Annotated in this window: 10 protein-coding genes; 2 read left to right on the top strand and 8 right to left on the bottom strand. The window is 39.7% G+C overall.

Annotated elements, in window-relative coordinates:
* Nucleotides 1-6 precede the first annotated feature (6 nt).
* Together NW213_RS00435 and NW213_RS00430 are read right to left on the bottom strand one after the other, a co-directional pair.
* On the bottom strand, nucleotides 7-3228 hold the full coding sequence (locus NW213_RS00435) for an efflux RND transporter permease subunit (protein WP_154044380.1): 3222 nt from the start codon (nucleotides 3226-3228) through the stop codon (nucleotides 7-9).
* Nucleotides 3229-3294: 66 nt separating this feature from the next.
* Nucleotides 3295-4506: an efflux RND transporter periplasmic adaptor subunit gene (locus tag NW213_RS00430; RefSeq protein ID WP_154044379.1), complete on the bottom strand. Its 1212-nt coding sequence runs from the start codon at nucleotides 4504-4506 to the stop codon at nucleotides 3295-3297.
* A 311-nt stretch (nucleotides 4507-4817) separates the two neighbouring features.
* Between NW213_RS00430 and NW213_RS00425 the strand changes: the two genes are divergently transcribed.
* Nucleotides 4818-7103: an NADP-dependent malic enzyme gene (locus tag NW213_RS00425; protein ID WP_154044378.1), complete on the top strand. Its 2286-nt coding sequence runs from the start codon at nucleotides 4818-4820 to the stop codon at nucleotides 7101-7103.
* 93 nt (nucleotides 7104-7196) lie between these two features.
* On the opposite strand, the gene NW213_RS16955 is transcribed toward NW213_RS00425, so the two are convergent.
* On the bottom strand, nucleotides 7197-7355 hold the full coding sequence (locus tag NW213_RS16955) for a hypothetical protein (protein ID WP_375338090.1): 159 nt from the start codon (nucleotides 7353-7355) through the stop codon (nucleotides 7197-7199).
* Nucleotides 7356-7557: 202 nt separating this feature from the next.
* Here NW213_RS16955 and NW213_RS00415 point away from each other — a divergent pair, with 202 nt between their 5' ends.
* Nucleotides 7558-8892 (top strand): NADP-specific glutamate dehydrogenase, encoded by a 1335-nt coding sequence (locus NW213_RS00415; RefSeq protein WP_154044376.1) that lies wholly within the window; start codon nucleotides 7558-7560, stop codon nucleotides 8890-8892.
* 121 nt (nucleotides 8893-9013) lie between these two features.
* Here the strand turns inward: NW213_RS00415 and NW213_RS00410 are convergent, their stop codons facing one another.
* The 5 genes from NW213_RS00410 to NW213_RS00390 all read right to left on the bottom strand — a co-directional run bounded on the left by NW213_RS00410 (nucleotide 9014) and on the right by NW213_RS00390 (nucleotide 15312).
* Nucleotides 9014-9208, bottom strand: coding sequence for a hypothetical protein (locus NW213_RS00410; protein WP_204391743.1), 195 nt, complete (start codon nucleotides 9206-9208; stop codon nucleotides 9014-9016).
* A gap of 824 nt (nucleotides 9209-10032) precedes the next feature.
* Nucleotides 10033-10734 (bottom strand): DUF4493 domain-containing protein, encoded by a 702-nt coding sequence (locus NW213_RS00405; RefSeq protein ID WP_258321493.1) that lies wholly within the window; start codon nucleotides 10732-10734, stop codon nucleotides 10033-10035.
* Nucleotides 10735-10740: 6 nt separating this feature from the next.
* Nucleotides 10741-12936 (bottom strand): DUF4493 domain-containing protein, encoded by a 2196-nt coding sequence (locus NW213_RS00400; RefSeq protein ID WP_258321492.1) that lies wholly within the window; start codon nucleotides 12934-12936, stop codon nucleotides 10741-10743.
* Nucleotides 12937-12952: 16 nt separating this feature from the next.
* A complete protein-coding gene (locus NW213_RS00395; protein ID WP_258321491.1) occupies nucleotides 12953-14572 on the bottom strand; it encodes a PCMD domain-containing protein in 1620 nt (539 codons plus the stop codon).
* Nucleotides 14573-14583: 11 nt separating this feature from the next.
* On the bottom strand, nucleotides 14584-15312 hold the full coding sequence (locus tag NW213_RS00390) for a hypothetical protein (RefSeq protein WP_204391752.1): 729 nt from the start codon (nucleotides 15310-15312) through the stop codon (nucleotides 14584-14586).
* Nucleotides 15313-15316 lie beyond the last annotated feature (4 nt).

The following is a 15316-nucleotide window of genomic DNA, read 5'->3' as shown; positions in this document are numbered from 1 at the left end:
TCTTAATTATTTAGTATGAGAATATTGTTCAATTTCAGCTTCCACTTCGCTTTCATCCAAGCTATCCCATTCGATAGGCTTGAATTTCTCCTGAAGCCACTGGAATATTACGAACAATACCGGAACAATGAATATCTGGAATATCATACCTACCAACATACCACCAATGGCTGAAGCACCAAGTGTACGGTTACCATGTGCACCTACACCCACTGCAAGCATCAACGGAATAAGTCCGACAATCATTGCAAGTGATGTCATAAGGATAGGACGCAGACGGGCAGAAGCACCAAGCACAGCCGCCCATGCAATACCCATACCCTGCTTACGGCGGTCGAGGGCGAACTCAACGATAAGGATTGCATTCTTAGCCAACAATCCCATAAGCATGATAAGAGCAATCTGCATATAGATGTCGTTTGACATTGTACCAATTATCATCTTTAATGCAGGTATGCTACCCAAAGCACTGAAACCGTTTACGAACAAGAAGCTTCCCAACAAACCGGCAGGAACCGAAAGCAATACGGCCAACGGCAATATATAACTTTCGTATTGGGCACTCAACAGCAAATATACAAAGACGAAACACAGAACGAAGATAATGGCAGTTGTACCACCACTGGTTTCGGCTTCCTCACGGGCCATACCTCCAAGTTCGTAACCGAAACCTGTAGGAAGGTTTTCTTTTGCAACCTCGGCAATAGCCTGAAGTGCCTGACCTGAAGTATAACCTGATGCAGGTGCAACCATCACCTTAATAGAGGTATAAAGGTTGAAACGGCTGATGACGTCAGGTCCGTATATTTTCTTCAAAGATACAAACTGAGTAATAGGAGCCATCTCGTTTCCGTTACGTATTTTTATACGGTTCAATGATTCCATATTCTTCGTAGCTTCCGGAGATGCCTGTATCATTACACGATACATCTTACCGAAACTGTTGAAGTTTGATGCATACAAACCTCCGAAATATCCCTGCATGGTAAGCAAAATATCCCTTGGACTTATACCTGCTTTCTTACATGCAGCAGCATCAATATCCATCATGTATTGTGGGAAACTTGGGTTAAATGTAGTCTGTGCAGAGTTGATTTCCGGACGTTGCTTCAATGCGTCCATATAGCTATGTACTACATCATTGAACTTGTTCAGATCACCACCAGTTCTATCAAGCATGTTCAACTCGATATCACTTGAAGCCGAATATCCAGGAATCATAGGCGGTGTAAAGAACAATACCTGTGCATCCTTAATGATTTTTTGTGCACGCATGAACAATGTTCCTACTACTACACTTGAATTTTGCATCAAGGAACGTTCTTCCCAGTCTTTAAGTTTGATAATCACAGAACCGTATGAAGGACCCTGTCCACCGATAAATCCGAAACCGGAAACAATAGTTCTTGAACTTACAGCAGGTTCTGCGGCAATCAGGCTATCAACCTTATCCATGATTTCCATCGCGCGTTCCTGTGATGTACCAGGAGGAAGTGTCACTGCACCCATAATAGTACCTGTATCTTCTGTAGGCACCATTCCTGTAGGAGTAGTGTTCATGAAGAATACCAATAATACTATAGAAACAGCTACAAGTCCCATAGAGAACCATTTCTTATGTATAAAGAATACAACACGCTTCTTATAACTGCTCAACAAAGAATCGTATGCAGCATTGAAGGATGTATGGAAACGGTCTATCATAGACATTTTCTTCTCGCCATGTTCAGCCTTATGAGGTTTCAAGAATAAAGCACACAACGCCGGTGACAGAGTCAACGCATTCAGTGCTGAGAAACCGATTGAAATAGCCATTGTCAAACCGAACTGACGATAGAAAGTACCGGCAGTACCACCCATGAAACTAACAGGAATGAACACTGACATCATGACAAGTGTAATAGACACGATAGCTCCACCAAGTTCACTCATGGCATCAATTGAAGCCTCTCTTGCCGACTTATATCCCTGGTCAAGTTTAGCGTGTACACCTTCAACCACCACTATGGCGTCGTCCACCACTATGGCAATAGCCAACACCATGGCAGAAAGAGTAAGCAAATTGACACTAAATCCGATAAGTTTCAAGACGAAGAATGTTGCAATCAAAGCAACCGGAATTGCAATCGCCGGAATAAGTGTTGAACGCATATCCTGCAAGAACACGTAAACCACGATAAACACAAGCACGAATGCCTCAATCAAAGTCTTGATTACCTCATGAATTGAAGCGTAAAGGAAGTCGTTGGCATTTTGGGCAATATTGATTTTCAATCCTGTAGGGAGCGATTCCTGTGCCTTGGCAAGAACCTCTTCCAAGTCAGAAATAGTCTGTGTAGCGTTTGATCCGGCCATCTGGTAAACGATGACAGATACAGCCTTATGTCCGTTAACCCTATTATTAAATGTATAAGCCAGACGGCCAAGCTCTATCTCTGCGATATCACCCAAACGTAAGATTTCACCGTCAGGCAATGCCTTTACAACGATGTTCTCAAATTCCTCTGCTTTCTGCAGACGTCCTTTATACTTAATAGTATATTGGAATGTCTGGTTTCCGCGTTCACCGAACTGTCCCGGTGCAGCTTCGATGTTCTGTTCAGCAAGAACAGCAGAGATATCAGAAGGAACAAGTTTATATTGCGCCATGATATCAGGCTTCAACCAAATACGCATTGAGTAGTCCATACCCAACACATTGGCATCACCCACACCGTTTACACGCTTGATTTCAGGCACGATGTTAATGTTGGCATAGTTTTCAATAAACTCTACATTATATTCGTCAGTCTCATCGTAAAGAGAGAAAACCATCAACATTGAGTTCTGGCGCTTCTGTGTTGTAACACCAATCTGTGTAACTTCAGCAGGCAGCAAACCTTGAGCCATTGACACACGGTTCTGTACGTTGACAGCCGCCATATCAGGGTCAGTTCCCTGTTTGAAGTAAACACTGATATCAGCAGAACCGGTATTAGTGGCATTTGATTGAATATACATCATGTTTTCAACACCGTTTATCTGTTCTTCCAAAGGAGCGATGACAGAATTCAATACGGCAGAAGCACTGGCACCTGTATAAGTGGCCCTTACGGACACTGTAGGTGGTGCGATATCCGGATACTGAGTAATAGGCAAAGTTGCCAAACCTATAACACCCAAGATAACCATCAAGATAGAAATCACCGTTGACAGTACCGGACGATTAATAAATTTATCTAGTTTCATTCTTTTATTCTTTTTAAAATCTCATTAAATAAGATTGATATATCTGTTTCTGACCAAGATATGCAATTAATTGAAGGCAGTCTGTATATTACCGTCACGCTGGTCCTGCAAATGTTTCTGATACTTTGCTTCCTTTTCAGCAGTTGTAATAGGTACGATCTTCTGTCCGTCAGTCAAGATCTGAACACCTTCAACCACAATCTGGTCACCAGCCTTCAAACCACCTGTCACGATATAATTCTTTCCATCGCTAAGATTTGAAATCTGAATTTCAGTATGTTTCAAAGTGCTGTCCGGCTGCAATACATAAACGAATTTCTTATCCTGTATTTCCTGTGTTGCATACTGTGGTATCAAAATAATATCCTGCATTTCATAAGGGAATATGATATTTGCAGTTCCACCGCTTCGCAAAATATTTCTACTGTTAGGGAATATTGCACGCATACTTACAGAACCTGTAGTCTGGTCAATAACACCACTTACAGCATCAATCTTTCCTGCAGCTTCATAAATTGAGCCATCAGCCAATTGAAGTTTTACTTCAGGCATAGCAGCAAGCTGATCCTTCAGTGATTGTTCAGATTTTGTCATTTCCAGCAATTGCTTCTCTGTCATTGAGAAATACACGTACATGTCACCTATTTGTGAAACAGTAGTCAAAGGCTCTTGCACTGAAGGGCTTACCAGACTACCAACCCTGTATGGGAAAGTTCCGATAACACCATCAGACGGACTTGTAACGGTACAGAAGCCCAAATTCTGTTTTGCTGCAGTATATGCAGCTTCAGCCTGTGAATAGTTGGCTTTCGCTGAAAGCAGATTATTCATAGCTGTCTGATACTCAAAATCACTGATGATTTTTTGTTCGTGAAGCATTTTCTTGTTTTCAAGAGTTGAAGTCACAGTTTCAAGGCTAGCCTTAGCAGCTTCCACACCGGCCTTGGCCTGATCGTATGCAGCCTTATACTGTGTAGGATCTATTTGGAATAATGCCTGTCCACGTTTGACTGTAGCACCCTCGTCAACACACAGTTTTACGATAAAACCTGAAACCTGTGGACGGATTTCAATATCCTGAAGGCCCTTTATTGTGGCAGGATAAGTTTTTGTCTGATGACTTGAAGTATAAGCCGTTGTCATAACAGCAAATTCATTGTCACCCATCTTCATACCACCCTGGCCACCGCCACAAGCAGTAAGAACAGAAACACCCAACATAGCTATGGCAATACGGCCATTGCTAAAATTCAATTTACTTTTCACGCTCATTTTCATATAAAATTATTATATATTTTTTCAAATACCTTAGTTCGCCAACTATTTTCATAAAAACACACGTGCAAAGATATAAAATTCGGGCCATCTAAAATTAACAATTAACTAAGAATAACCAATAAATCTGACGATATTAAAATTGTACTAGTGAATATGATTATTAGACAAAAAAAAGAAGAGTTTATGAAGAAACAATTTCAGAAAAAGAAAAAACAATTTAGAGATTTTAATTACAAATGAAGCTTATATTAGATTTTTATTCATACATTTGTGCATCTTAATAAACAAATAACAACAAAATGTAATAACTTATGGTAAAGATAACAAAAGAAGCCGCCCTGCTTTATCACTCACAGGGCAAACCGGGAAAAATAGAGGTTATTCCCACCAAACCATACCAGACACAACGCGACCTCTCATTAGCCTACTCACCAGGAGTAGCAGAGCCATGTCTTGAAATCCAGAAAAATCAGGAAACAGCATACGACTATACAGCCAAAGGTAACCTGGTAGCAGTTATCTCAAACGGAACAGCCGTATTGGGATTAGGCGATATAGGTGCCATGAGCGGAAAGCCAGTTATGGAAGGTAAAGGACTTCTGTTCAAGATATACGCAGGAATCGATGTATTCGACATTGAAGTAAACGAAAAGGATCCTGAAAAATTCATCGAGGCCGTTAAAGCAATAGCACCAACTTTCGGAGGTATCAACCTTGAAGATATCAAAGCTCCTGAATGTTTTGAAATCGAAAACAGACTTAAGGCAGAGCTTGACATTCCGGTAATGCACGACGACCAGCACGGAACAGCCATCATCTCAAGTGCAGGACTTCTGAATGCCCTCGAAGTTGCCGGAAAGAAAATTGAAGACGTCAAGATTGTAGTTAACGGTGCAGGTGCATCAGCTACATCATGTACAAAACTATATATAGCACTTGGAGCACGCAAGGAAAATATCCTTATGCTCGACAGTAAAGGAGTAATCACAAGCGACCGTCCTAACCTGACAGAAAGCAAAAAATTCTTTGCTACAGACCGCCGCGACGTCCACACTTTGGAAGAAGCCATCAAGGGAGCAGACGTATTCCTCGGTCTTTCAAAAGGGAACGTCCTTACACAAGACATGGTACGAAGCATGGCACCAAGCCCTATAGTATTCGCACTTGCCAACCCTACTCCTGAAATTTCATACGAAGACGCCATGAGCGCACGCCCTGACGTTTTGATGTCAACAGGACGTTCGGACTATCCTAACCAGATCAATAATGTAATCGGTTTCCCTTACATCTTCCGTGGAGCATTGGATACACGTGCCAAAGCCATAAACGAAGAAATGAAACTGGCTGCCGTACATGCCATAGCTGATCTGGCGAAGAAACCAGTTCCAGACGTTGTAAACGAAGCATATCACGTAAACAACCTTTCTTTCGGACCAGACTATTTCATCCCGAAACCAGTCGATCCACGACTCATCACAGAAGTCTCAATGGCAGTAGCCAAAGCTGCAATGGATTCAGGTGTCGCACGTAAAGAGATAACTGACTGGAATGAATACAAGAACCATCTTCTTGAGCTTATGGGTCAGGAAAACAAACTTACACGCAAGCTTTATGAAACAGCACGCAGCTGTCCTCAGAGAGTTGTATTTGCCGAAGGTATCCACCCTAACATGCTTAGAGCCGCAGTAGAAGCCAAATCAGAAGGCATCTGTAACCCTATCCTTTTAGGAAACACTGAAAGAATACAGAAACTTGCCAAAGAGCTTGACCTCAGCCTTGAAGGTATAGAAATCATCAACCTCCGCCACGACAGCGAAGCTGAAAGAAGAGAAAGATACGCACGCATACTTTGCGAAAAACGCGCACGCGAGGGAGCCAACTTTGCAGAAGCAAACGATAAGATGTTCGAACGCAACTACTTCGGTATGATGATGGTCGAGACAGGCGAAGCAGACGCATTCATCACAGGTCTTTACACCAAATACAGCAATACTATCAAGGTTGCCAAGGAAGTAATCGGCATACAGGAAGGATACAAACACTTCGGAACTATGCACATCCTCAACTCAAAGAAGGGTACATACTTCATTGCAGATACACTTATAAACCGTCATCCGGACACAGATACACTGATAGATATAGCACGTCTGTCTGCCAAGTCAGTACGTTTCTTCAACCATGAACCAGTTATGGCAATGCTTTCATACTCCAACTTCGGTTCAGATCAGGAAGGAAGTCCGGCAAAAGTACACGAAGCTGTAGCCTACATGCACAAGAACTATCCTGAATTGGCAATCGATGGTGAAATGCAAGTAAAATTCGCTCTTAATGACGAATTGCGCGATGAAAAATATCCGTTCACAAAACTGTTAGGCAAGCAGGTAAATACACTGGTATTCCCTAACCTAAGCTCAGCGAACTCAACTTACCAGCTCATACAGAACATGAGTGAAACAGAAGTCATAGGCCCTATCCAGATGGGATTGAACAAACCTATCCACTTCACCGACATCGAAAGTTCAGTGCGCGATATAGTGAACATCACAGCTATAGCATGTATTGACGCCATAGTTGACAAAAAGAAAAAAGGATGTTAATCACAATATGACGAAGCATTAATTTGACGAGTTGACAAGGTTTCCGTTCCAAAGAACAGACCTTGCCAACTCGTTTTATTATATACTCATTTTTTAAAAGAAACCTGCTATGCGAAAGCCACTTACGAATACACAATGCGTCCTGCTCACACTGTTCTGGGCAGCACTCTGTTTTGTAGTCATAACATCATCACCACGGATAGACGGACCGCTAATTGTAACTATAATCATATCAGGAGCCCTGGTTTTCATACCGATAGGCAAGTCTATCAACAGCCGAAAGAAATAAGCATTTCAACACATTTTATGCAATAAAAGTATAAAAAAGATATTTTTCTTATTTTTTTTAATCAAAATGTTGCATAAACCAATTCTTTGATATATTTTTGCATCATCTACTAGAGAGATAAAAAACAACAAATAGTAACAACCAATTAATTTTAAGGTAAAGATTATGAATGCAGCTAAAGTTTTGGAGGATCTTAAGAGAAGATTTCCTAATGAACCTGAATACCATCAGGCAGTAGAAGAAGTTTTGGGAACAATCGAAGAAGAATACAACAAACACCCTGAATTCGACAAAGTAAACCTCATCGAACGTCTTTGTATTCCAGACAGAGTATATCAGTTCCGCGTAACATGGATGGACGATAAAGGCAACATCCAGACTAACATGGGTTATCGTGTTCAGCACAACAACGTTATCGGCCCTTACAAAGGCGGTATCCGTTTCCACTCTTCAGTAAATCTGTCAATCCTTAAGTTCCTTGCTTTCGAGCAGACATTCAAGAACTCACTTACAACTCTTCCTATGGGTGGTGGTAAAGGTGGTTCAGACTTCTCTCCACGTGGAAAGTCAAACGCCGAAGTAATGCGTTTCTGCCAGGCATTCATGTTGGAATTATGGCGTCACATCGGTCCTGAAACAGACGTTCCTGCAGGTGATATAGGTGTAGGTGGTCGTGAAGTAGGCTACATGTTCGGTATGTACAAAAAATTGGCTCACGAATTCACTGGCGTACTTACAGGTAAAGGCCGCGAATTCGGCGGTTCACTTATCCGTCCTGAAGCTACCGGTTACGGAAACATCTACTTCTTACAGGAAATGTTGAAAACACGCAATATTGACATTGCAGGCAAAACATGCCTTGTATCAGGTTCAGGAAACGTAGCACAATATACAGTAGAAAAACTTATCCAGTTGGGCGCTAAAGTCGTTACAATGTCCGATTCAGACGGTTACATCTACGATCCGGACGGTATCGACCGCGAAAAACTCGACTACATCATGGAACTCAAGAACTTGTATCGTGGCCGTATCCGCGAATACGCAGAGAAATACGGATGCAAATACGTTGCAGGTGCACGTCCATGGAATGAAAAAGCAGACATCGCTCTTCCATCAGCTACTCAGAACGAAATCAACGGTGATGATGCCAAAGCTCTTATCGCAAACGGTGTATTCGCTGTATCAGAAGGTGCAAACATGCCTTCTACTCCAGAAGCAATCCGCGTATTCCAGGAAGCTAAGATTCTTTACGCTCCGGGTAAAGCAGCCAATGCAGGTGGTGTATCTGTATCAGGCCTTGAAATGACTCAGAACTCTATCAAGTTGAGCTGGAGTGCAGAAGAAGTTGACGAAAAACTGAGAAGCATCATGAAGAACATCCACGAAGCTTGTGTACAGTACGGTACAGAACCTGACGGATATATCAACTATGTGAAGGGTGCTAACGTAGCCGGCTTCATGAAGGTTGCTAAAGCAATGATGGCTCAGGGTATTGTTTAATCCCCGACTCTACGCTAAAACAGTATAGTTTAAATAATAATAATAATGAGACTGTCGTCATCATATTAATGTTGAGGCAGTCTCATTTTATTTTCCAGCACAAAGCTTATTTATACGTTATTCAAAGCATCATCCTTATCCGATGCCCATGTGGTTCTAGAGTAAACTCAGGATTAAATGGATTAAAATAATAAATATCCATATCATCAAGCAATTCAAGATAATATGGTAATTTTTGCTTAAAACGGCTAGTTTCTTTTACATCTACCGAAGTCCAATAGGCCTCAGCCACAACTATAAGTCTTGGAAATGCCATAAAATCAAGTCTCTTCACTTAAGCTACACGTTCTGTCCATAAACTGAACTGAATTTCATAGCCATGAAAAAGATTTACCAAGTATTCAGAAAAATTACAAATATCCTCTATCGGATTATATCTATTCCATCTACGGCCAATATTATGAGTTCTATACTAAAAAAATCGGCATATAAAGGACAACGCGGAGTCTAAATAACGCACATTCCGGATTCATTGGATGCTGTAAGTTTTACAGTATCAGGAGTCAGCTTTAATCCGTTATTTGTAATTGTTCTTTCATTATTACACCCGACAAGACAGATTTGGTGGGAATATCGCTCAATGTTTCCTTTAAATTTGAAATAATCTTTTTAGAATAACTATCATTGCTACATATTTCAACATCCTTACCAACCACGAAAAAATCTTTTCCTTCTTTTATATGTGCTGGAGCAGGAAATAATGAGACTTGTGATAAAATAGGTTATACAATAAACAAGCAATTAAAGACAATTTTTCTATACATTTATAATTTTAGATTCAAAAATAACTTAAATCCATAATATTAAATAGATTTAAAATTTAATCAACAGAAGAAATCAGGTATTTTACTATACAAAATATCCATTTCTACTATTAATGTAAAAATAAAATCTTCAACTTGCGTTACAAAAATAAGCATTTTATGTATATATTGATATACAAACACTATTTTTTGTAAAAGTCTCAAGTCTCTACATAAAACAGTATCAATACAGAACTACACGGGTAGAAACAATAATCCTTCCCCACCCATGTAAAAACCATACATGGAATAAGGAAGGACATATTACGTATTAAAATTATTTTTTCAAAGACAAAGATTGAGTACTCCAATTATAAATCACCGTATATATCGTGTTGATATTCACAGTTTCATCATCCATCTTTCCCCATTCACCGTTCAAAACATTCACTTCCGAATCCGAATTAGTCATCGACAACTGATAGCTGAAAGAAATACCCTCCGAATGAGGGAAGTAAGCAGTTTCTCCATTTAGCAGCGAAACCTTCCTTTCACCCGCAGTAACCGTAAAGCTATAATCATGCAACCAATCGCCAAGCACTTCAGAAATATCTAAACTTACAGCAAAAGTAATCATAGGAACTTGAACTTTTAATCCAGTTGTTTCACCCTGCTTCACAATAAAAGGTACTTCCTTATAATAAACTGGTACGCCTTTTTCATCATTAGTCCAATTTTTTTCTGATCCATAATTCGGACTATATACTTTCAACATATAATCATCTGCTACATCCAACTCAATTTTATCCTGCATATCTTCTGCAGAAAGTGTGCGGAGCATCTCATTGCCTTTCCATAGTTCAACAGTCCAGATTATATCATCAGTTGAACGCGAAGCAACTTCTGTATTTGTTTGTGACTGAATTTCTATACCAGAAACAGATAGAAATCCTTCTCCAGAGAGTATCGTATAATTTTCCTGCCGACAGCTTATCAGCAGGAAAACAGATAATATCGTATATAGAATCTGTTTGCTCATTGTATATTATCTATCAAAGATTAATGAAATATCGTCAATTGTAAGTATACTACCATACCATACAGGTTCAAAGTTAGTCTCTTTATCTAACCAAATAGTATAACTTCCTTTTTGGTAAGACATATTTTCTCCTGTATTTATGGTAGAACTAAAACATATAAAGATCTTAGCACACTTTGCATACGATTTTCCATTTTCATAATTCAATCGTACAACAGATTTAGTCCAATCATTTTTTATATCAGAAGATTCATATGAGTTCTCTATAATAACATTTCCCTCAACATCTATCAATTGAACCAATACCCTATATGTATCAGAACCATAAGGAACATACTTATACCAAAAACTCAATGCTGTAGGACGTACATTAAAACCTCTATTTTTATCAATAGTATATTGGTCACCTATAGGAATAGCATCAGTTCCTCCTGTATTAACCTGTATGGTTCCTGTAAATAATTCTCCTGCAACACGATTCATCTCAAGGACATTACTCGGTAGTGTATTTCCTCGTCCATTTCCTGTACTTCTTAATTCTGCAGCCCATGTTCCAGAATGAGCATTTTTAACAAACGACATAGCAGGAAAACTATTATAAATTTTAGCAAATGTACCTCTATTACGAGTTGTAAAATCATTATTACTATCCCAAAAACTATCACCACCATTAGTCCAAGGATATATAGAATAAATATTATCGGAAACCCATCCACTAGAATGTACCTTTTGATAATACCATTCTTCCATACCTGAGTTCGGCAACTGCTGCGGAGTTTCTAATTCCACATCTATAGGTTCAGTTTCGATACCTTCACGATATACGGCACGCACCTGATATTGCTTATCAGCAGGATAGTCATCAAACTTTACCAAGCGGTCACAATCAATCCATTGCTCATCACCTTTCTTACGATATTGATATTGGATTCTCTTCGAAAGAGTTTCTACATCACCCGTTCTGATATCACAACTATCTACACTAAACTCCTTGCACCAGAAGTTTCCCGGATTGGTAACAAGATAAAATTCCGGTTTATTACAAGTAAGCGTATATACTCGATTAGCTGCAGCATCCTCGCTTGCCCAACGATTATTGGCCTTAACATCTACTTCTACTGTCGATACAACAGTAGCACCTCTATCTGTCATCAATTGTGGAATCAAGGAAGTAAAATCAAGACAGCACTCCGTTGCTCCTATTTCCGGCAATGTAATACCCAACGCCGTTTCTATAACCGACTTATCTTCAGCATTCGACAATAAATATTCTCGCCCTTGTTCCAGTCCGGCAAACTTAGCATCTGCCGAATTAAACTTTAGCTTCAACTCCTGCAAGGCAGACGAAAGTTTCAGACGAATAACAGCCTGTTTCTTCTCTGTTTCGGCAAACGACAATGTATTGTTCACGAAATCGTCTGTTTCCAACTTCGGCTTTGGCAAATATTCCACAGGGATTGTTTCTGAAATGGAAACTGTTTCTGTTTCCAATTTCTCAATAGAAATACCTACTCCAGATGTAACACTGGACTCATCCAATCCCAACGTAACTTTCACATGAGTCTTTACAGGAATATTTGCAAACTGTTCCTGTTCTGGAATATCATGTACAACTTCCTTACCAGTTCCTGACAGACGTCCGTGAAAAACCAACTTCACAGAAGAACCGGCACGAAAATAAGCACTCTTTCCTGAATCAGCATCCAAATCGACAGATTCACTTCCTGCGGAAACAGTTACGTAATAAGATTCGTACATTTTGTTAAGACTCTCTTTGTTATAAATGACTGACAACAAAGAATTGGCAACTGAACAAGGAATAGAGATTGGTATCATCTGTCCCTTTATCACTTCCTGTCCTGCCAAACTTCCTGTATAATAAGGAGCATCCAAGGCAATCACCGGATTATCACCATAAGTAGCCGTCAAGTCATAGAGCCCTTCCAACAGCAGGACAGATTCCTTGCAGCTACCTTTATATGCCGACTTATCCGTACCGCTATATACTACTTTTAACTGAAACTTTTCCATTACCGGATCTTCTAGGCCGGAAGGAGCTGTACGAGAATAAGCCTTATTTTCTTCGTCAGTCAATGTAACAAGTAAACCAGTCTTGCCTGATAAAGTCGTTTCTTCATCAGACTGACATCCAGTCAATACCATACACAGTACCAGCAAACACAAGTAACTTATCCACTTCATATATTCAATAATCGATTTATTCATAACCTAATTCAAATTCATCTACCCATAAAGTACTACCACTACCTACCTGCCCCACAACTTTCATCCCCTGAAATTCACCACCATAACGACTGGAAGTTGCTACAATAGCAATTTGAGCAGGCTTCGACTGTTTATCACTATATTCCAAATCTAGTTCAAATTTAGTATACTCAGTAACAGTTTCAGTCCCAACAAACTCACCATAAGCAATTTCCTGACCAGCTGAATTCCATAAAATCATATATATATGACATTGATCTGTTGTCAGATTACCCGGAACAGTTCCACCATTGGTAATTGGCATTGATTTATACTTATAATATCCTGTCAATTTTGTTGGTCGAGCCCCCGAATAGGAGCGACCAAAAGAAGGACTAGATGCAGGATTTCCTACATTTGTCTTATACTTTCCTATAAATATATTTCCAGCCGCTGCACCAACAAGAGTCATAGGTTCAATAGTATACATTTTTACAGCATTCCCTTTATAGGCATCTGCACCTTCTACTGGAACTACATTCGAATCTCTATTACCGACACTAGTTACACCTTGATTTCCGGTAGCCCAATAAGCTTGTGGATCATCATAATTATCGGCAACCGGATTCGGATACCATGTTTTTCCATTCTGTGTCCAAGTTTCGAAGTTCATATTGGGAAGTGCAACAATCGTTTCCGTCTGGAAAGAATATATCTCTCCTTCACTGCCTCCTGCTAGCGCGCGTACCTCATAGTCAGTACCGCTCTGCAATCCCATAAGTTCTGCCGAGTAAGAAGTATTTCCCGTTTCGGTAATGGCAGAAGCATCGAGTTCTGTCCATTCCTCATTACCTTTCACACGATATTCCACTGAGACATTCGTTCCCGCTCTGAAACTACCACTAATATAAGCTTTGGTAGCCCATGCATTTACCTTTTCAACAGAAGCTGTAACTGACGATTTCTGCACATCCACAGTCCAGTCGCATATATATCTGCCGTTACGATAAGCTTTAAACACACGCGGACGGGTAAAATCAGTTACCGTTTCTGCAGTAGGCTCCAGCACAGTTTTAGAGCCTTCCAAATTTAACTTTTTAATTTTTATATTCCGATAGTCAGCATCCTCAGTTACATAAATTATAGCGATATGATTATACAAATCTAGTAAAGGAGCAGTACCCGACTGATTTTCTACTTCAATAGTCCGTTCTATTTCCTGTTTTACAGTTATCTTCCACCAATAATCCTGATATGTTTTCAGCAAGACACTTACCGGATTTGTAAAGTTAATGGCAGTATTAGCATTAGCAGGAAGCTCATTCAGAGATATAAAGCTGAAAGAAGGAAAACCATTTGGTTTAATACAAGCAGACGTATCTGGATAAATCATAGCTTCCGAATTGGCAACCAGTTTAGTAATCGGCAAACTATCAATAAAAGCATCCTCTCCTATAGTAAGTTCAATAGTACGAGCCTGATTATTGAACACAGCTTCTCCCTGCATTCCGTCTACCTGAATTTCCTGAATAACTCCCTCTATATAAGGATAAGGAATGTCATTCTCTATACACGAAGACATGTTCAGTAACAAGAGTGATACAAGACTAAGCTTCAAAACTTTCATCATCATAATTTGTCAATTTAAAAATAAGTACAAATACCGATATTGATAGAAAATATATTAATTTTAAAATCAGCTGAACTTTGGCGGTATGACCCATATTCCACCTGATTGGTAACCTGTTCAACCCACTTAAAATCCAGTCCGACCACGTTAATAGAAACTTCTACAGCCATGTTGTTCATAACAAAAGCCGTTAGTCCGGGTGCTGCACCAATTTGCAAACGATGAGAAGTCTGATAAGTACCTGAAAGCGTCTGATCTGCACCAGATAAGGTCTTTCCTTGTCCATATCCATATGTAAGGCGAAGTTCATTGAAAAAGCCAAAAATCTTACTGTTTCCCAAGCCCATATATGTACGTAAAAATCCGGCTGCAGTATATTCATGCTCAAGATATTTATAATCACTGATATCAAATGTCAGGTCATCTCCCAAATCCAGATTGACATTACCTATATCCGCATATGTACGGTTATAATTCAAACGAACACCGGCTGCCATATTGTCCCGAAAAAAATATCCGGCATACGGACTCACCTTAAAAGTATATCCTTCACTGTTTATATCATCTAATATAAGAAATTTGTAATTATCTCCAGCCAGCTCGGTATAAGAAAATGTAACTCCTCCCATCCACGAACCTTTAGGAACAAACAGAGAAGTCTTTATATTACGATCATAACCTTTTCGTGCGTAAACCGAAGTTACGCACGAAAAGATTAATAATAAAATGAAATATTTCTTCATGCTA

The sequence above is a fragment of the Bacteroides sp. ET336 genome (genome assembly GCF_024733815.1).
Taxonomy (GTDB): Bacteria; Bacteroidota; Bacteroidia; order Bacteroidales; family Bacteroidaceae; genus Phocaeicola; species Phocaeicola cellulolyticus.
The sequence above is the reverse complement of the archived record's forward strand: the minus strand, read 5'-3'. Positions and strand labels throughout refer to the sequence as shown.

What these genes read in the sequence shown, in the direction of transcription:
- NW213_RS00435 (WP_154044380.1), bottom strand. Translation starts at nt 3,228, where the DNA reads ATGAAACTAGATAAATTTATTAATCGTCCGGTACTGTCAACGGTGATT.
- NW213_RS00430 (WP_154044379.1), bottom strand. Translation starts at nt 4,506, where the DNA reads ATGAAAATGAGCGTGAAAAGTAAATTGAATTTTAGCAATGGCCGTATT.
- NW213_RS00425 (WP_154044378.1), top strand. Translation starts at nt 4,818, where the DNA reads ATGGTAAAGATAACAAAAGAAGCCGCCCTGCTTTATCACTCACAGGGC.
- NW213_RS16955 (WP_375338090.1), bottom strand. Translation starts at nt 7,355, where the DNA reads ATGAAAACCAGGGCTCCTGATATGATTATAGTTACAATTAGCGGTCCG.
- NW213_RS00415 (WP_154044376.1), top strand. Translation starts at nt 7,558, where the DNA reads ATGAATGCAGCTAAAGTTTTGGAGGATCTTAAGAGAAGATTTCCTAAT.
- NW213_RS00410 (WP_204391743.1), bottom strand. Translation starts at nt 9,208, where the DNA reads ATGGCATTTCCAAGACTTATAGTTGTGGCTGAGGCCTATTGGACTTCG.
- NW213_RS00405 (WP_258321493.1), bottom strand. Translation starts at nt 10,734, where the DNA reads ATGAGCAAACAGATTCTATATACGATATTATCTGTTTTCCTGCTGATA.
- NW213_RS00400 (WP_258321492.1), bottom strand. Translation starts at nt 12,936, where the DNA reads ATGAAGTGGATAAGTTACTTGTGTTTGCTGGTACTGTGTATGGTATTG.
- NW213_RS00395 (WP_258321491.1), bottom strand. Translation starts at nt 14,572, where the DNA reads ATGATGATGAAAGTTTTGAAGCTTAGTCTTGTATCACTCTTGTTACTG.
- NW213_RS00390 (WP_204391752.1), bottom strand. Translation starts at nt 15,312, where the DNA reads ATGAAGAAATATTTCATTTTATTATTAATCTTTTCGTGCGTAACTTCG.